Source organism: Mucilaginibacter sp. 22184 (assembly GCF_052045695.1).
Lineage (GTDB): Bacteria > Bacteroidota > Bacteroidia > Sphingobacteriales > Sphingobacteriaceae > Mucilaginibacter.
In genome coordinates, this window is sequence record NZ_JBQEPI010000012.1 from 47463 (window position 1) to 66897 (window position 19435).

General features: G+C 42.8%; 12 protein-coding genes. 3 read left to right on the top strand and 9 right to left on the bottom strand.

Annotated elements, in window-relative coordinates:
* The first annotated feature begins 75 nt into the window (after positions 1-75).
* The 3 genes from ACTJKG_RS24065 to ACTJKG_RS24075 all read left to right on the top strand — a co-directional run bounded on the left by ACTJKG_RS24065 (position 76) and on the right by ACTJKG_RS24075 (position 6407).
* Positions 76-3495 (top strand): TonB-dependent receptor, encoded by a 3420-nt coding sequence (locus ACTJKG_RS24065; RefSeq protein WP_440740611.1) that lies wholly within the window; start codon positions 76-78, stop codon positions 3493-3495.
* Positions 3496-3516: 21 nt separating this feature from the next.
* Positions 3517-5016 (top strand): RagB/SusD family nutrient uptake outer membrane protein, encoded by a 1500-nt coding sequence (locus ACTJKG_RS24070; protein ID WP_440740612.1) that lies wholly within the window; start codon positions 3517-3519, stop codon positions 5014-5016.
* Between the two features lie 329 nt (positions 5017-5345).
* On the top strand, positions 5346-6407 hold the full coding sequence (locus ACTJKG_RS24075; RefSeq protein ID WP_440740613.1) for a multiheme c-type cytochrome: 1062 nt from the start codon (positions 5346-5348) through the stop codon (positions 6405-6407).
* Positions 6408-6714: 307 nt separating this feature from the next.
* Here the strand turns inward: ACTJKG_RS24075 and ACTJKG_RS24080 are convergent, their stop codons facing one another.
* The 9 genes from ACTJKG_RS24080 to ACTJKG_RS24120 all read right to left on the bottom strand — a co-directional run bounded on the left by ACTJKG_RS24080 (position 6715) and on the right by ACTJKG_RS24120 (position 19428).
* Positions 6715-9045, bottom strand: coding sequence for a multicopper oxidase domain-containing protein (locus tag ACTJKG_RS24080; protein WP_440740614.1), 2331 nt, complete (start codon positions 9043-9045; stop codon positions 6715-6717).
* A gap of 15 nt (positions 9046-9060) precedes the next feature.
* On the bottom strand, positions 9061-9576 hold the full coding sequence (locus ACTJKG_RS24085; protein WP_440740615.1) for a DUF3347 domain-containing protein: 516 nt from the start codon (positions 9574-9576) through the stop codon (positions 9061-9063).
* A gap of 127 nt (positions 9577-9703) precedes the next feature.
* Positions 9704-10108, bottom strand: coding sequence for a hypothetical protein (locus ACTJKG_RS24090; protein WP_440740616.1), 405 nt, complete (start codon positions 10106-10108; stop codon positions 9704-9706).
* A gap of 129 nt (positions 10109-10237) precedes the next feature.
* On the bottom strand, positions 10238-11818 hold the full coding sequence (locus tag ACTJKG_RS24095; protein WP_440740617.1) for a RagB/SusD family nutrient uptake outer membrane protein: 1581 nt from the start codon (positions 11816-11818) through the stop codon (positions 10238-10240).
* Between the two features lie 22 nt (positions 11819-11840).
* Positions 11841-15035, bottom strand: coding sequence for a TonB-dependent receptor (locus ACTJKG_RS24100; RefSeq protein WP_440740618.1), 3195 nt, complete (start codon positions 15033-15035; stop codon positions 11841-11843).
* A 137-nt stretch (positions 15036-15172) separates the two neighbouring features.
* Positions 15173-16213, bottom strand: a complete 1041-nt coding sequence (locus tag ACTJKG_RS24105; protein ID WP_440740619.1) for a FecR family protein — start codon at positions 16211-16213, stop codon at positions 15173-15175.
* A gap of 86 nt (positions 16214-16299) precedes the next feature.
* Positions 16300-16839: an RNA polymerase sigma factor gene (locus ACTJKG_RS24110; RefSeq protein ID WP_440740620.1), complete on the bottom strand. Its 540-nt coding sequence runs from the start codon at positions 16837-16839 to the stop codon at positions 16300-16302.
* Between the two features lie 313 nt (positions 16840-17152).
* Positions 17153-17623, bottom strand: coding sequence for a DUF1801 domain-containing protein (locus ACTJKG_RS24115; protein ID WP_440740621.1), 471 nt, complete (start codon positions 17621-17623; stop codon positions 17153-17155).
* A gap of 377 nt (positions 17624-18000) precedes the next feature.
* Positions 18001-19428: a COG3014 family protein gene (locus tag ACTJKG_RS24120; RefSeq protein WP_440740622.1), complete on the bottom strand. Its 1428-nt coding sequence runs from the start codon at positions 19426-19428 to the stop codon at positions 18001-18003.
* Positions 19429-19435: the final 7 nt, after the last annotated feature.

Below are 19435 nucleotides of genomic sequence, written 5' to 3' on the forward strand. Positions count from 1 at the left end.
TGTCTCATTTTTAAAAAGAAACATAACAAATATATGAAATTTCGTTTACGAACTCCTATTCCCTGGTATCAAATCATGAGGATAACATTTATTCAAATTCTGATATCAACCATGTTAAGTGGTATGGCCTACTCAAATACTTTGAGTGCCCAGGGTATACTTGATAAAAAGATAAGTATATCATTAAACAATACCACCCTGGTTGATGTATTGAGTCATTTACAAAAAAATGATAAAATTAAATTTATATACAGCAGTACAGCGATCAATGGCAATCAAAGGGTTTCCGTTAATATGGAAAATGAATCGCTAAAAAACGTACTTGATGAAGTATTAAAAAGTAAGGGCATCAGTTACGAGGTACTTCAGGACAGAATTGTACTGGGTAAAGCTGGCGCGATTACTGAAACAGCTCCGGCTGCCGAAATTGCTCCGGTAAATGCAGTAGCAGATGTTGCTGCAACACCAGTAAGCGGTAAGGTTGTTGACAAAAGTGGAGAGCCCATCATCGGAGCCAGCATTTTAGAAAAGGGCACCACTAATGGGGTATCAACTGATTTGAATGGTAATTTTAAGCTAAACGTGGCCGGCCCTAACGCTATATTGGTAATAGCCTATATTGGTTACAATAACAAGGAGGTAACTGTTGGAAACCAAACCAGTATCACCATAACCCTTGAAGAAAACGTTAAAAACCTGAATGAGGTTGTAGTAGTTGGTTACGGTACCCAAAAGAAAGCTACCGTTACCGGTGCTATCAGCAGCGTTAAAGCAGCCGATATACAAGATCAACAGGTAACTCGCGTTGATGATGCTTTAAGAGGGCGTGTTACAGGTGTAAGCGTTGTACAAAGCTCAGGCCAGCCGGGAGCAGCTCCGCAAATACGTGTGAGGGGTGTTACTTCGAGGCAAAACAGCGATCCGTTATATGTTGTTGACGGTGTTGTTGTTGATGACATAACGTTATTGAATCCAAATGATATTGAATCGATGGAGGTATTAAAGGATGCGTCTGCAGCCATCTACGGTTCACGGTCATCAAATGGTGTTATCCTCATTACTACTAAAAAGGGTAAAAAAGGTGATGCTGTAATTAGCTATAATGGCTATATTGGTTTTCAGGGCCCGGTGAGCAAAGTAAAACTGCCTGATGCTTCACAATACGCTACATTAAGAAACCAGGCACAGATCAATGATGGTAAAGCTCCTATATTCAGCAATCCCGGATCATTAGGTGCAGGTACCAACTGGCAGAATGAGATCTTTAGCAACAATGCTTTGATTCAAAACCACAACTTGAACATCAGTGGTGCTACCGATAAAGCTACCTACTATACTTCTTTTGGCTACCTGGATCAAAAAGGTATTGTAATGCCTGATATTTCTGATTACAAGAAATTTAACTTTACAACCAATACCTCCTATAAAGTAAAAAAATGGTTTACGATAGGAGAAAACTTTACTTATTCTTACAATCGTAATAAAAGTGTAGGTAATACTAATAGTGTATTTGGCGGCCCGCTTAGTTCTGCTTTAAATCTTGACCCGCTTACCCCGGTAACCGTAAGTGACATTAATGCACAACCAAACGCGTCTGTCTATACCAACCAGGCCAACTATATTGTAAGAAATGCCCAAGGCTTACCTTATGGTATATCCAATTACGTATCACAGGAAATCACAAATCCTTTTGCATATGCACAAACCCGTTTAGGTAATTATTCCTATGCTACCAATCTTTTGGGTAATGCATTTGCCGAGATTGAGCCGATTGCAGGTTTAAAGATCCGTACACAGATAGGTGCTAAACAGGCTTATTATGGCCAGGATGGTTTTACACCTCTTTACTATTTAAATTCAAGCACAAGCAATCTTTCAAATACATCCCAGTATCAGGAAAACGACCGGAACCTGACATGGAACTGGGATAACACGGCCACCTATACCCGCTCATTCGGAAAGCATAACCTAAGTGCTTTAGTGGGTACCAGTGCTCAAAAATATTCAGCATCAGTTTTAGGTGGTACATTTATAGGCGAACCCGTAAATTCATTTGCTGACGCTTCTACTGGTTTTGCTTTACCGGCTACTAACAGAATAGCTACCGGTATTGATCCAACTAAAATTCAACCGCATACACTGGCATCTTATTTTGGAAGGGTAACTTATGATTACGATCAGAAATACTTGTTTACTGGTATTATCCGCCGTGACGGATCATCAAGATTTGGTACCAACAATATATACGGTACCTTCCCATCAGCAGAAGCGGGTTATGTAATCACCCGCGAAGATTGGTTCCCTAAAAATACCTTCGTTGACTTTATTAAAGTGCGTGGTTCATACGGTATAGTAGGTAACGAAATGGCCCTGGGCGATTTTGCCTATGCCGCAACTATTGGCAGCGGTCGTAACTATGTATTTGGTAACGATAACCTGATTATAGGTTACAGCCCAAATGCTCCGGCTAACCCGGCCCTGAAATGGGAAGAAACCCGTACTGCCGATCTTGGCTTCGATGCAACGTTATTTAATAACCTGAGCGTAACTTTTGATGTTTACAGAAAGTTAACCAAAGGCATGCTGCAGCAAATACAATTGCCAGCCTATGCCGGTTTTGTTGGCCAGCCTTATGCTAACGTTGGTGACATGGAAAATAAAGGTGTGGAGTTAAGTTTGGGATATACCGGTAATGTGGGTGATTTTAAATATAACTTAGGTGGTAACATCTCCTATAACCACAACGAGGTAACCAGCCTGGGTAACCAGATTAACTACTTTACGGTAGGTACCGTGCAAAGTTCAACCTATGAAATTGGCCGTACAGCCGTAGGCCAGCCGGTTGGCGCGTTCTATGGCTTCCAAGAGCTGGGCGTGTTCCACTCACAAGCAGAAATTAACGCCTATACCAAAAATGGGCAGTTAATTCAGCCTAATGCCAAACCTGGCGATTTTAAATGGGCAGATGTTGATGGTGATGGCAAGATAACGGCAAATGATCGTAAATTCCTGGGTAATCCGTTGCCAACCTTTACTTATGGGGTGAATTTTAACGCCAGCTACAAAAATTTTGACATCAGAATATTTGGCCAGGGTGTTTGGGGTAATAAAATTTACCAGGCTTACCGCAGGTTAGATATTGCTTCGGCTAATTACCCGATAGCGGCCTTAAACGCATGGACACCTGATAATACAGGCAGCAACTATCCACGTTTAACTGATGCCGACCCTAATAATAACTTTAAAAATCCGTCGAACTTTTACCTGCAAAATGGTGCTTACTTCCGCATCAAAACCTTGCAGTTAGGTTACAATTTGCCACAAAGCTGGTTAAAGTCGGCAGATGTTAAAAAGGTTAGGGTATTCCTGAGCAGCAACAACCTGGTAACCATTACTGGTTATAAAGGTTATGATCCTGAAATAAGCGGTGGTATCGATATGGGTATTTATCCTCAGGCACGCACATTTATGGCTGGTTTAGACATTACTTTATAATAACAAATAACAAGATTGATCATGAAATCAAAATATATTTTATATACAGGAGCAGTTTTGCTGGGTGTTGGTGCTTTAGCTTCTTGTAAAAAATCATTCCTGGAGTTACAGCCACAAGGACAGTTTCTTCAGTCAAACTATTATGCTAACCCTGCGGAGGCGCTTACCGCAGTAGTGGCAGCTTATGACCCTTTGGTTACTGAAACAGGCGGTATTGATAATACGTACTCATCACCCCTGGGAGCTTTGAATGCAGCCTCAGACGATTGTTATGCAGGTGGTGGTAGTTCGTCAGATGTACCGGCATGGCAGGCCATTAATAATTATACCCTATCACCAACTATTGGTCCGCAGAATCAATTCTGGGCTATCAACTTTCAGGGTGTAAACCGTACCGACGTATTGTTGGAACAATTACCTAAAGTGCCCGGGTTGAGTGCCGACCTGTTAAAAAGATATACCGCTGAAGGCCAATTCCTGCGTGCGCATTATTACTTTGACCTGGTTAGATTATTTAAAAATGTGCCTTTGATATTATCTACGTTAACACTTAATAATGTATATCAACAGCCACAAGTACCAGCCGAGACTACCTATGCGCAGATAGAAAAAGACCTGTTAGCCGCTATTGACGGCTTACCGGTAACTATTGCCCCTGCCGAAAATGGCCGTGTATCTCAAGGTGCTGCTAAGGCCCTTCTAGGTAAAGTTTACCTGTATGAGAAAAAATGGTCAGATGCCGCCCGTTTATTAAATGATGTAAACACTAATTACAATTATAAGCTACTGGCTAACTACGTTGATATATTCAGCATTAAAAATAAGTTCAATAGCGAATCGATCTTTGAGTTAGTACACTCTGGCACGCAAAGCTATACCTGGAGCAACTGGGATCAGTTTAAATCAAACGTGTACGTGCAAATGGTTGGTCCAAGAAGCTACACCGGTCCAATTTACTACAGCGGTGGTTATGGTTTTAGCCCTGTTACTACACAGTTAGCTACTGCGATGAAAGGTGATCCACGTTATGGTTACACTATTGTAAATATCGACAGTTTAACCAAGGCTACTAAAACAAGCTATTCGCCAAGCTATCAGAACACCGGTTACTTTATACAAAAATACGCGCCTATAAACGCCAATAAGGTAACAACTGGTATTACTGAACTTAACTGGCCTAACGACTACATCGAGATCCGTTTGGCTGATACTTACCTGATGGAAGCTGAGGCCGATCTGAACGGTGGTGGCAGCACCGCTCGTGCACAAACTTTGCTTGATGCCGTGCGCAGCCGTGTAGGTTTACCATCGGTACCGGCAACTCTGCAAAATGTTTATAACGAAAGACGTTTAGAGCTAGCTACCGAAGGCCACCGTTGGTTTGACCTGGTACGTTGGGGGCAAGCACCTACTGCTTTAGCATTTAAAGGCTTTAAAGCAGGTGTAAATGAAATTTTACCTATTCCATTGAACGAGACAACCAATGGCAGCCAGGTAAAACAAAACCCGGGCTATAATTAATATAACCGCTTATATAGAGGGGCTGCCGCGTAATGTGGCGGCCCTTTGTTTTTTTATTTGTTTTATATAATTATTGAGGTAAATTGTTGTTGATTTTACCGGTTAACCCCGGCCAATAAAATCAGAATTAAACCACCGTATCCAATTTGTGAATTAAGGACATGCTTAAAAAAAAGACCTTCTTTTTTGTTTTAATTTCCCTTATCCCATTAAGCTTTATTTTAACACAGTGTTATAATGCCGGCGCTCCCGAAAACGATCCCCGGGGGCAGTTATTTGCCGGTTCAGAGAGTTGTGTTAAATGCCATAGTGATGTTTATAATTCCTATATGCATACTGCCCATTTTCAAACTACGCGCCCTGCCTCGGCCGATAATATCAAAGGTAGTTTTGCCAAAGGTTTTAACATCCTGGATTATGGTAATGGCTTACATGTAGCTATGGAAAAGCGAGGAGATAGCCTTTACCAGGCTGGATACATGAACAACAAGCAAACAGAAGCCGAGAAGTTTGAAATAACAGTAGGGTTGGTTAACGCGCAAACCTATCTGTATTGGAAAGATAGTCAACTGTTTGAGTTGCCGGTATCTTACTTTACGGCTTTGCATGGCTGGGCCAATAGTCCGGGGTATGATCCGACACGGGTGAATTTTCAACGGCCTATATTGCGTAAATGCCTGGAGTGCCATACGTCTTATATCGGCGATCTGCCACAAGCGCATATGCAGGTTGGATTTGATAAAGCATCATTGATATATGGTATTGATTGCGAGCGATGCCATGGCCCTGCTGCTAATCATGTTAATTACCATACCGCTTATCCGGATGAAAAGAAGCCAAAATACATTACCACCTATGCCTCTTTAACAAGAGGCCAAAAGATGGATGCCTGCGCCGTTTGCCATTCCGGGACTAAAGGTGGTTTTCTGCGTACATCATACGGTTTTCATATGGGCGATACCTTGTCGAAATTTAAAGAGATGACTTTTTTGCCTGATGATCCTAATCACCCAAGTCCTGATGTGCATGGTAATCAGAGCTCGCTATTGCCTGCCAGCAAGTGCTTTATCATGAGTAAGATGGATTGTAATACCTGTCATGATCCGCATGTTAACCAGGAAAAAAATATAGGCATGTTTACCCAAAAATGTCTGAGCTGCCATAGCGAAGCCAAGCACAATTTTTGCAAAATGGCTCCGCAAATAGGTGCGATGATTAATAACTATTGTATCAACTGCCATATGCCGCAGCAATCATCGCATGTGATCATGGTAGGAGGAGGCTCCCAAGGTAAAACCAGTGCGCCTTACCTGTTACGTAATCACCACATCGCGGTTTATCCGGAAGAAACTCAAAAGGTATTGGATTTTATTAAGACAAAGAAAATATAAACAAGGGGTAAAAAAAAGACGTATGTAATACGTCTTTTTAATAGGTTAACGAGCCGTTCTGGATAAAGCGATGTGTTTGCCGAACTTAAGTATGACCATTCAACCTTATGCAAAAAGTGGGTTTACATGGTTTACACTTTTTTCATATAAATTTAATTTAACTAATTGATTATTAGATATATAAACAAATGTTAACACCAAAAAGTGTAAACCCACTTTTTGGGTAATCTAAGACCTTAGAATATCCAGGTAAATCAAATAAAAAGAGGCTGATCATGATTGATGATACAGCCTCTTTTTTAACTAGTTAATAGGTAAGCGTTAAACCTCCGCCCCAACCCATATCACTGTCATAATGGGTAGACAGCGCAAAGTTACGGGTGAATATATACCTGAATCCGGCCGCATATTCCTTATCCGTATTACCCATAATGGTAAAACGCAGGCGGCTGGTAACCGGTATGTCATCACGGCTTAACTGAAACCTGAGCTTGCCATTGCCATCAATGCGGGCATCGGCTACCACCAGCATCGGCAGTGTGTAGGCCAAACCGGCAACTACCGTTTTGCGGTTATTCTTATTACTTATCTGACCAAATAAGTTCTTTTCGGGCTCGCCAGTTTCTTTCTTGTAGTGATAATCAAAGCCACCATAAGCATACAACCATTGCATACGGCCAAAATAACGGCCCAGCATAGTTTCGCTTTCATAACCATCATGGTCATGTAAACCAAGATGCCATAAGGTCGAAAACTTCCAGCGGGTGTTAGCCAACGCGGCTGTACCATCGCTGCCATTGCTTTCCAGCCCTATTTTGGCCGATGCGTAAAAATGCTGATCATCCGCATAGATCTTTTTGATGGCTGCGGCTGGATCAGGAATCTCGGGATTCGGCGGCGAATTTTCATAGCTGAAGATGCGCCCCATACCGCTCATCATATGGTAAAGGATGTGGCAGTGGAAAAACCAGTCGCCGCTTTCGCTTGCCCTGAACTCAATGGTATCTCTTTCCATCGGCATAATATCCAATGTGTTTTTTAAGGGGGAATGATCGCCCTGCCCATTCAATACTCTGAAGTAATGCCCATGCAGGTGCATAGGATGGCGCATCATGGTGTTGTTATACAGAATGATGCGCACATTCTCACCCTTTTTGATCAGGATTTTGTCTGATTCCGACACGGTTTTATTGTTGATCGTCCACACGTAACGGTTCATGTTACCTGTAAGGTCAAACCGGAGCAATTTGGTTGGCCCCTCGGGCAGGGTGGTTACTTTGGTCGACCGTAACATGCCGTAATTCAGGGTGACAATGTCTGAGGAGCTGCTGCTCATGTCCATGTCACCCATATTCATGCTGCCTATCTCTTTATCACCGGCTTTTTTATCGCCCATGTCCATGCCACCCATTTTGTCGGTTTTCTTGTTCTTTTGGCCAGCAGGCTTTTCGGCTTCCCCGGTTATTTCGGGATACATCACCGTGTTCATATCCATTACCTGGTTGGTCATGGTCATGCCGTCCATCTCCTTCATGTTGCCTTGCATATCCATCATCCCATTCATCATTTTCATGCCTTCAAAATATTTAAGGCGAGATAGATGTTTGGCTTTATGCTGGGTACCTGAACCCAGCCAAAGTGAGGTGTATTTGGTTCTGTCCTCAGGAGTAGCTAAAAACTCGTAGCTGCCATCTTTAGGAATAGTGACCACCACATCGTAGGTTTCGGCGGTGGCGATGATCAGGCGGTCAACTTTAACGGGTTCTACATCCTCACCGTCATTGGCTACTACGGTTAGTTTACCGCCTGCATAATTGAGCCAGAAATAGGTTGAGGAACTGCCGTTAACCACATGCAGCCTTACCTGGTCGCCGGCTTTAAATTGTGGTGCGGTGTTCTCCGCTTTGCCATTGCTGAAGAAGCGATCATAGAAAACATCGCTCACATCCATAGCTGTCATCCGTTTCCATTCGTTGGTAAGCTTTGTTTTAAGCTGTCCATCTTTAATAGCTTCGGAATAGCTCTGCATGCTGCCTTTACGTATGGCATACCAATCGGTAGCATTATGCAGCAGACGCTGTACCTGCTCGGGGTTATCATCTGTCCAGTCGCTCAGCAATAAGGTATAATCTTTAATAGGTGATGCTTCCTTTTCATGGATGATGAAAGCGCCATACATGCCGCTTTGCTGCTGTGTCATGGTGTGCGAATGATACCAGTAGGTGCCATGCTGTACCAGTGGAAATTTATAATGATGTGTTTCGCCAGCCTTTACCGGTGATGTGGTGAGATAAGACACACCATCGTACCGGTTAGGCAGTATAAGCCCATGCCAGTGGATGGATGTTTCCATCATCATGTTGTTATGTACGTAAATCTCGGCGGTATCACCCTCGGTAAAGGTAAGGGTAGGTGCCGGTATCGATCCGTTAATGGCCATGGCGGGTCTGGCTTTACCGGTATAGTTTACTGTAGTATCGCCTATATATAAATGGTAAATCTCCCTGTTGCCTATTTTGGTATAAAAAGGCTCCCGCTTACCGCCGGCACTCTGATCCATTTTCATAGACATATGATGCTGACCGAAAGCAGTAGCCGCCAGGAACAGATTTACCCAAATTAAAAGGTAAGTCTTCATAAAAAAGCCTGTTTGTTATTTGGCAGCCGGTGCCAGTGTTTCGGTTGTTTTACCGCAGGTTAGCATTTGCTTGCCGTAGTATGGATTTTTAATAGCATTGGTTTCGCTCAGCCAGGTAGCCTTTTTCATGGGGCAATACTGCTCATAAATGGTGCTGGTGTTCAGTTTGAGACCTTTGGTTACCTCATACATGTTTTTGGATAAACTGGTGAAATGTTCACGCTGATGATCAATGGCATCGCTCTGGCTAATATGGCGGCTGTCAAATTCCAGTTTTTCGGCATAGGTCATCCATAATTTATGCTGATCGGCAGTTAACTTATCCATGGGTACGGCGGCAATGGCAGTTAAAAGATCTTTAGCCTTTGCTTTGGTTTGCGCGTTGTTATCGGCAGTAAGCGCATTCTTAACATCCAGGTAAGCACTCAGTACATTGTTTACAGCAGTATTGGCTGTTTTATCCTGAGCTTTAACGGTTGAATAAGTAATGAATGCGGTGAAAAGTATAATGAATGATTTTAACGTTCTCATGATTTTTTATTATTAAAAGTAATTAATTTTTAGTTGATAATCATTACCCGGCAATTACGAATAATAGCCTGATAAAATAAGTAGCAGACATAATAGGGCCACTTTAAAATAGGATTACTTTAATTGATCAGATCTGAAGAGAACGTTGTTGTATAGCTATCGCTTTGCCCGATAATCCCGGCGGGGCCTTACCGGAGCTTAGCCTAAATGTATTTAAAACGATGTAATGTGCAGCAGCGGGGATAGATTGAAATGGCCGGGTAATGATAGCTATCACCGGAGCCTGCGAATCAACACTGGCTGGTTTTATATTTTCTTTGATCACATAGTTGCCATGCTTTTTGCAGCAATCACAATCATCGCTTTTGGAACTGTGTTTATGATGATGGTGAGTTGTCGTATTATCCACGGCCTGCATAGCCATTTTGTTACCCATTAAGCTTTGGCCGGTACAATGTACCAGGCACACAAACATCCCTGTGGTGAGTAACAGGTAAAATGCTGCTATGCTTAAAACGGCGACTCTTTTCATCTAACAACAAAGTTAAAGCATTATAACGGATATGTTTTATAAAATTTCATACGCTATTTATAAAATTTTGGTCAATAAAAAACCCTTAGCTAAAAGCTAAGGGCTGTGATAAGGTTTGGGGGGTATTAATTAATAGCCAGGGTTTTGCTGCAGTTTCGAGTTCAGGATAATTTCGGCAGAAGGAATCGGGAACAGACGTTTGTTTACGTTATTGTCTGTTTTGTAACCCCATGACTCTTCGTATTTACCAAAACGGATCAGGTCATTCCTTCTCCAGGTTTCCCAGTTCAGTTCGCGTGCACGTTCCTGTAACAGGTTTGGCAGATCAACGCTTGTCCAGGTAGCGGCTTTACGTTTTGCCCTTAACTGGTTAATCAATGATAATGGACTATCGCCATTAGTTGCTGTTGCTCCGCGTAAAATGGCTTCAGCTTTCATTAGCAATATATCCGCGTAGCGAAATACCGGTACGTCATTACTTTGGTTGCGGTCTGTAGCGGTCACATCCGGATAGTATTTGTTATTACGGATACCCTTTGCTTTGCCCAACTCATCACCACCAACCTCAAAGGTAGGTACATCAACCAGAGTAAGGTCAGGTGTAAAAGTTAGCTGGAAATCAACCGGTGCAGTTGGATCCGGGCCGCTGTAGGAGGCATCCAACCCTTTTTTAGTGGTTTTGATGATGATAGGGTTGCCGGCAAAATCATACTGTTTACCAATAAGCCAGATGCTGGTACGGATATCGTTAGGATCATTAAATTGAGCGTAATAAGAAGGAATAGTGCTGCATGGATTACTCAGACGATATAGCAAACCATATTTGGCTTGTAAGGCCGGGTGCAGGTTGTACCAGGTAAATTGCTCACCCTGGGCTTGTGCGTGGTCATAAGGAATAGCAAAGATAAATTCCTTGTCTTTAGGACCGTTATCAGGATAGAACATTTTGATGTAATCATCTTCCAGGCTGTATTTGCCCGATGCAATGATGTTATCGCACATCTTAACGGCATCGTCATAGCGGCTGGTGCCGGTGTAAACCTGGGCATTCAGATACATTTTGGCCAGTATGGCATAGGCAGTGTATTGCGTTGGCCTGCCATAGGTAGTTTGGTCAACAACCTGGCTCAATTGAGGGATCACCGCGTTCAATTCTTTTTCTATAAATGCAAAAACATCTTTACGAGCAGTGGTCGCTGGTTTATCGGCCGAACCAAAAGTGGTTACTACGGGGATATTGCCATATAGGTCCATCATAAAGAAGAACACCAGGGCGCGGGTGGCTCTCAACTCAGCAATAGTAGTAGTTTTGGCTGGGCTATCAGGGGCAGTGGCAAAGCTCGCAATAACCCGGTTACAGGTACTAATGGTGCCAAAGCCCCATGTCCAGGCGTCCTGAACCTCCGGAAGATCGGCATTCCAGCTATGATGGTGCAATTGCTGATAACGGCCTCCATCGCGCCAGCCACCGGCTCTTGCAGGCATAATGGCCTCATCTGTACTTAACGATTGCATTTGCCAGTAAGCCTGTGCAAAAGAGCCTCTTAATTGAGCATAGGCAGCTCCTGATGCCAGGATAAACTGTTGCTGCGTTACAGGAAAATTATTAGGGGTTAACTCGGTTTCAACCGGTACATCAACCTTGGTGCATGATGATATGGTAAGCGCGGTTAAAAATATGGCGCAGTATTTATGAATGGAAGTTTTCATGTTGATCTGTTAATGAGATGATTTAAAATGAAGCACTTAAACCGAACAGGAAAGCCCTGGTACGCGGGTAGTAGTTCTTATTATCAATACCTGGCGTAAGGCCGCCCAACGAAACTTCAGGATCAATACCTTTATAACCGGTTATAACGGCCAGATTATTGCCAGATACATACAAACGCAGGTTACGAATTCCCGGGGTGAACTTAGGGAAGGTATAACCCAGGGTAGCATTATCAAGTCTTAAGTAAGAGCTGCTTTCGATATAGCGATCGGAATACAAATAGGCGTTAACATCCTTTGGTGATTCATTGGCTGATGACACCGGCAGGTTATAGCTCCGCACATCGCTGGTACGGTTCAGGTCGGCCAGGGTAGCGTTCAATACCTTGCCGCCCAATGAGCCGCGGATAAATACATTCAGATCAAAATTGCCATAGGTAAAGCTGTTGTTAAACCCAAACAGTAATTTAGGCTGCGCATTACCAGCATAGTAATAGTCTTTTGAAGTTGGGGTAGTGGTAACACCGCCACTACGGCTGTAAAACTGTGATACACCGGCGGCATTTTTACCGGCATATTTATATAACAGGAACTGGCCAACCGGGTAGCCTGTTTTCAAGATCTGTACTTTGTAGCCGGTTTCGCCCTGGCCACCTGGTTCTGCCTGTGGGATTGAATCCAGCTTAAAGCTGCTGTTTGATAAGGATACCAGTTTATTGTTGTTATGCGCTATGTTGATAGATGTATTCCAGCGGAATTTGCTCGATTGAACAGGTATCGCGTCAATAGTAACCTCATAACCTTTATTGGAGATCGAACCTACGTTGGCGGTTAAAGTACCCACAAAGTATTGAGTAGTTGATACCGGGTAGAAATAGATCAGATCGTTGGTTTTTTTATTATAAGCTTCAATGGTACCGCTTAACCTGCCTTTGAATAAAGAAAAGTCCAGACCCAGATTGTACATGGTGGTTTTTTCCCATTTCAAATCAGGATTGGCATTTTGTGATGGACCTATGGAATTGGTGAAGGTGCCATTGTAATAAAATGCACCCGATGTGCCGTATTTGATCTGAGATATCAGCGGATCAAAACCCAGGGAGTTACCGGTGATACCGTAGCTGGCGCGCAGTTTCAGATCGTTGAACAGATGCTGATTCTGCATAAATGATTCTTCGGTGATCCTCCAACCCAATGAAGCCGATGGGAAAGTGCCCCATTTGTTGTTGGCGCCAAAAGCTGATGAACCGTCACGTCTTAATGATAACTGTAACAGGTATTTATTATCATAGCTATACTTGGCCCTGCTGTAAAAAGATATTAAACGCAGTTTTTGATACAGGTTGGGTCCCCAGTCGGTCACAAACCCAGCTTGTGGCGAACCCAAACCAATGTTCAGGTAACCAATATCATCTGTCGGGAAATTTCGGTTATTGGCCTGGAAACCGTCGCCGTTAACATCTTGTTGTAAGCTGTAACCAGCCAATACATTGATGTCATGCTTGCCGGTAGCTTTAGCATAGGTCAAAAAAGTTTCAGCTACTTTACGGGTGTTTTCAAATGAGGAGCGGTAAGCTTCGCCATTTACGCCTTGGTCAAGCGTGTATTTACTGTTATAAAAAGCACCACCATTTACCTGTTCGCTTTGTGACGACAGGCTGATGTTGTAGGTAAAGTTAAAAGGTAATTTCAGCTCGGCAGTAGCATTGATCAAATTCAGCTTACTTTTGGTTTTTTGATAAGCATCGGCCAATAGGGCTGCCGGATTATAATATTGTACCCTTTGCAAATTTTCGGTATAAGCGCCGTTTTGCATCACCGGAACAGTTGGCAGGTAACGCAGCATATTGTATAGCACAATATTTTGGTTAGGGATAATGTCCGAATTACTGGTCGCATTATTTACCGATAAACCCAATTTTAAACGATCATTAAAAGCCTTTTGCTCCACGGCAATTTTGGTAGTTAAACGGTTTAAGGCGCTACCTTTCAATATACCTTTATCGTCAAAATAATTAACAGAGGCGCTATAGGCAGTTTGGTTAAAGCCACCGCTAAGGGCTACGTTATGATTTTGAGAGTAACCTGTACGACTTACTTCCTTTTGCCAATCGGTATTGGCACCTTTTTGGTCGGATGGGTCGAGCGAAAGGTTGTTTTTGGTCAGATAATCGTTCAATTGAGTAGCATTCATCATTTTGATGCTATTGGCTATTTTCTCAAAACCGGCGTAGGCATTGTAAGCTATTACTGCCTGACCACTTTTGCCCTTTTTAGTAGTGATGATAATTACACCATTGGCAGCACGGGTACCATATATAGCGGTTGCAGAGGCATCCTTCAATACGTCCAGCGTTTCAATGTCATCAGGAGCAACCAGGCGGAAATCGGCTCCTGGCACACCATCAATTACATAAAATGGTTCCTGTGCCTGGCCTGAGCGTAGGGTTGAAGGGCCACGTAAGCTAATAGAAGGTGTTTCGTTAGGGTCGCCGGAACGGGTAATGTTCAGGCCGGCTACTTTACCTTGCAGTAATTGTGCAGGGTTGCTGAACGCGCCTTTGTTAAAGTCTTTATTTTGAACAGAAACGATGGAACTGGTTAATAATTTACGCGATTGTTTACCGTAACCCACTACTACCACTTCTTTTAACGCAGCCTGATCTGGTTTCAATGATACGTTTACGGTACTGCCAGATACCGGAAGTTCCTGAGATACATAACCGATAAATGAAAATACCAGTGTATTTTTTTCGGCAGCCTCGATATGGTAACTGCCTGAAATATCAGTTACGGTACCATCTGTGCTGCCTTTGAGCTTTACCGATACGCCGGGCAAGGTTTCGCCGGTTTGGGCATCGATAACCTTGCCAGATACGCGCATCAGCCTGGCGGTGGTTTGTACGTATATGGTTTGATCAACCCTTTTAAATGATAAGCCCGATTGTTTGGCTATCTTTTTTAATACATCATCAATAGGCTGGTTATTTTCAGACAGACTGATCTTTTTGCTGAGCTGTGCCTCAGTGGCATTATGTATAAAGCGTAAACCGGTTTGTTTTTCTATCAGAGAAAACACCTCCTTGATAGATTTTTCGGAAACCTGGATAGTGCAATTTATGGAGTCTGATGTGCGGTTTACAGTGGCTGCGCCAGCTTGCATTACCGTGCACATCAAATAAATAGCACTTAAAAGCGAGAATATATATTTTTTCATATTTTTGAGATTGTTTTACTAAAATGAATTGGGTCCTTTGGCGAGAACCTGATTACGGGCAGGTGGTATGATCTGATCATACTGCCTGTTGTTGTTTTATGCTTTCCTTATTTCATTAAACTTTACCTTTCTTGTGTTTAGTTACATTTACCGGATATGATCATTTTATTGCCCTGCATCTGCCATGATACATCTGCTACCATTTTAATTTGCTCCATTACTTTGGCCAGCGGGATGTTATCAAAAGTACCTTTCAGCTTGCAACGCAGCAGGGTACTGTCTCTCAGTTGCACAGGTATGCCATACCATCTGCTTAATTTTTTGGCGGCGTCGGGCCAGCTGTCATAGTTAAATACCAGTTTGTTTTCTTTCCAGCCGGTGATGTCTTCGGCTATAAAATCGGTAACATGGGCCTGATGATTTGCTTTGGAATAGGTCATTTGTTTGCCCGGGTCAAGGATGATGCGTTTAGATGGATCATTATTCATATCCACCTGAACCTTACCTTGCACCAGCGATACGGTAATATTGCTGTCGTTTTGATACGCCCAAACGTTGAAGTGGGTGCCCAGTACCTGTGTGGCTATTTTGCCCGTATGAACAATAAATGGTTTTTGCGGATCGCGCTTTACATCAAAAAATGCCTCGCCATCCAGGTACACCTCTCGTTTATCATCGCCAAAAGTATTAGCGATATGCAGGCTGCTTGACGCGTTAAGGGTAACAACAGTACCATCTGGCAGATCGATCTTCTTCTTTTCGCCAGGAGCGGTATGCTTTTCGGTCATGGTCAGCGTACCCGCAGGTTTATTGCTAAGTTTGGCCTTATACAACCAAAAGGCGCCTGCAAGAACCAGTATGGATGCAGCTACGGTCAGTATAGGTCTTAATTTCCGGATGATGGTAATTGGGTGCCTGGTTTCTACCAATCCATTTTTGGAAGCGGATCCTGATGCCTCCAGGCTATCTATCTTTTTATTTAAACGGGCTAATGCATCATTGGCCTTGCTGCTATTATTGGGTATAGCCTTTCTGGCCGACCAGATCTCGGCGATATCCTCAAAAGCATCGGAGAACTCCTTGTCCGTTTGAACTTTCTGTAATAAATACTGGGTCTCCTCTTCGGTTATTTTTCCTTCCAGGTAACCTATAATCAGCAGGTAGTGATGTTCATCCATGTATGCCATTTTGAAGTAAGTATTCAAATCAGCATAATTCGATTACATGATTTTACGATTTAATATAATGTTAACATTGGGGCTGATTATTTAACAAAAAGCAAACGTTTCCTGAAATAATTTACAGATCGGTAAATATGTGTCTTTACTGTGTTTGGGGAAATATTTAAAATTTCGGCAATTTCCTGGTAGTCAAGCTGGTGTTGCCAGTTCATCATAAAAATTAGCCGGCCTTGCTCTGGTAATTCATCAACAAAGCGCTCGATCATGAGCCGGCGATCTTTCCGGAAAAGCATTTCATCGGGCCTGAGATGGTCGCTGATGGCTTTATCCGATGCAAACTCTTCGGGCAGCAATTGCATCTTTTGATTTTTACCTTTGAGCGTGTAAACCCTGTTTTTTACTGCACCATAGAGGTATGATTTTAGGGATGAATGGATAAGCACACGCTCCCGTTTTACCCACAGATCCAGAAAAACGTCAGCAATAACATCTTCACCGTCATCACTGTTTATACCCAAAAAACGGCAAAAATCTGATAGTAAGGGATGATATTTTAGAAATAAGGAGTTGAAGGCTTCCCTGTCATCTGCTTTTACTTGCGACAGTAATTCTATATCATCCATTATAAATAATCAATAGGGGCAATTATATAACTAAGGTATTACTATGCTTAATTTTACAAGTTAAGTTATTGTTAAGCTTTAAATGCTCAAACCAGTATACACAAAGAGTGTCAAGGCACTTTGAAGTACACTGAAAGGCTTTGCCAACAATACTTATCCTTTAAATTAATGCTCAAATTGGTTTGTTGCCGGTACACGCTGCATACCTGCTTAAGGGCCTCTGTTTTAATCAGGATAACTCATTGAACCCTTGTTCAAAAGAAGATAAAATTAATGAGATTCCAAATATCAACACTTAATTATTTGACAGCTATTACTGGGCGCCATACTTTGTTTTTACGTAGCTCATGGAAGAACTGATCATTTCCCGGAGCACTTTTTCATTGATATCCTGCAGTTTTTTGATATAGGTGCAGCCTTTTCCGGTTTTGTGCTTGCCGAACTTTGCAAGCAGTTTTTCTTTTTCTGCAGGGTCCAGCATCAGGTAAAGGGAAATTTCAGCTTTGCGTGGAGAAAAAGCAACCAATGGCATATCACCTTCACGACCGCTTTCATATTTATAATGACAGGTGCCAAAGCCCACAATGGCGGGGCCCCACAGTTTGGCTTTCAGACCGGTTTGTTCTTCCATAATCTGCACCAGTTTGAAACTATCTGTGCGTTTGGTTTCATCGGGTACCGAATTCAAAAATTCGGCTACACTGGCTGTGGTTTCTTTGGTTTTGTTTTCGGCCATGGTATGATAAGTTGATGGTGACAGGTTCCTGAAGTTGGGACTACCCAATTAAAGATAATTATAAAATTCAAACAGCTCCCCGCTGATCAAAAACTTTTTAAACCTCTATTTTAACACTTTTCTCATCAAAAACGGGGCGAAATAGATCGAAAACTGCTCAAAACTTATTCAAAATCATCCATTTTAACACTTTTTAACAAATTTTCGACACGATTTTTAGGATTTAAAAAGATTAATGTGATTGATAGTTAGTTAACTATATGCCGAACGGTCGGTTTTTGAGTGCTTTTTTCTCTTTAACCAAACAGCCCTGCTTACAATATTCAAGTAAGCAGGGCTGGGCTTTGGATGTACTTAAAGATACAAAAAATGTTTGGGATATGCAATAACGGATGGAGAAACGAAGTGTAGATCCAGTGAGTTGTTTACCGCAATGATGAATAATTATAAAACTGCAACCTGCCGGTACCATTTACTTTGATGGTTTTTACTTCATCGGCGCCGTGGCTGTTTTTTAGGGTTAGGCTGATCTGGTTTTCGCCTTTTTGCAGCGGGATACGCGCGTACGAAATGTACGAGGGCAGGGTTTGCCAGTTACGCGTATCAGCCTTTTCTGATAGCAGGCTGTACAGCTGTATGCCATAGCCTATGCCCTGCAATAAGGAATTGTTATTGCCATTGTTATCTTTAGCAGCTGCCCGCACAGAATATTCGGCAATCTTTTTTACAGCCAGCCTGGAGAGGGTTTTACCGATCTCCTTTAAGGTACGTTCCTGCAAGGTTTTAAAGGCCAGCTGATTGATGTCTTCGGCTTTTTCAAGTGGTATTTGCTGCTGATTATTGGTGATCACCGCGCCCGAATAATAGGGGGGTTGCGCAACGTATTTTGGCCAGGCTACCCGCAAGCTTTCTACCGATTTGGTATTTACTTTATATCTGTCGCCGCTATAATTAAAAGGAACCACTATGCCCCCAGCTGCGTCGGTAAAGAAAAGATCTCCGTTATTGTTCCTGATCAGGCTGAAAAACAAGTCGACCTGGGTTTTAACCGGGGCCAGACCATTTTCCCAAAAAAGGATCAGTTCGCCGCCATCACTGGGTTTGGGTAGGGTGTATTTGAAACCGAATGCTTGTTCAAATTCGTCGGCCTCGGTGGTGAAGCCATTCAGTTTGGCGGTGCGGATCACGTCCTGCTGCAAGCCTAATGGCATTGGGGTACCGTAATAAGTTTTGTCGGAGCTTTTGAGGTAGATCTCGGCCGCGTTACGATAGGAGATAAAAGCGTTGTTCACATCGTTGTTGCTTTCATATAACATGCCCTGCAGCATCAGCGAAAACGCGTCGTTTGAGTAACGGTTATCTTTATTATTGAATTTGTCGCCCTGTTGCTGTGCCTGCAGACTGATCCGGCGGGCCTCTACCACAGCTTCATCAATATTGTGCAGGTACATATAATTGAGCGCCTTGTAATAGTGGATCATGAATTTTTCAAAATCCTCGCCCTTATACCGTTGCTCCATGGGGTTCACCAATGCACCAACAGCCTCATCGGCAGCGCTTGTGAGCCCATGTTCCAGCATCGAATCGGCCTCATTAAAGTAACGGTTACTGCTTTCGTATTCGCCGTTCAGCTGGCTGATTCTCCCTTTTTCCATCAGGAAAAGGAGTTTGTTACGAGGTTTTTGGATCAGGCTGTTCTTATCAAGCTCAACCTCGGCCGCTTTGTAATTCCCGGCCGAAACATTTTTATAATACGGAAGAATACGGTCATTATAAGATGCGCAGCCTGACAAAAAAAGCATCAATCCTATAACAGACGATGCCTGGAGAATATACTTGCGGAGGTTTATCATTGTGAAG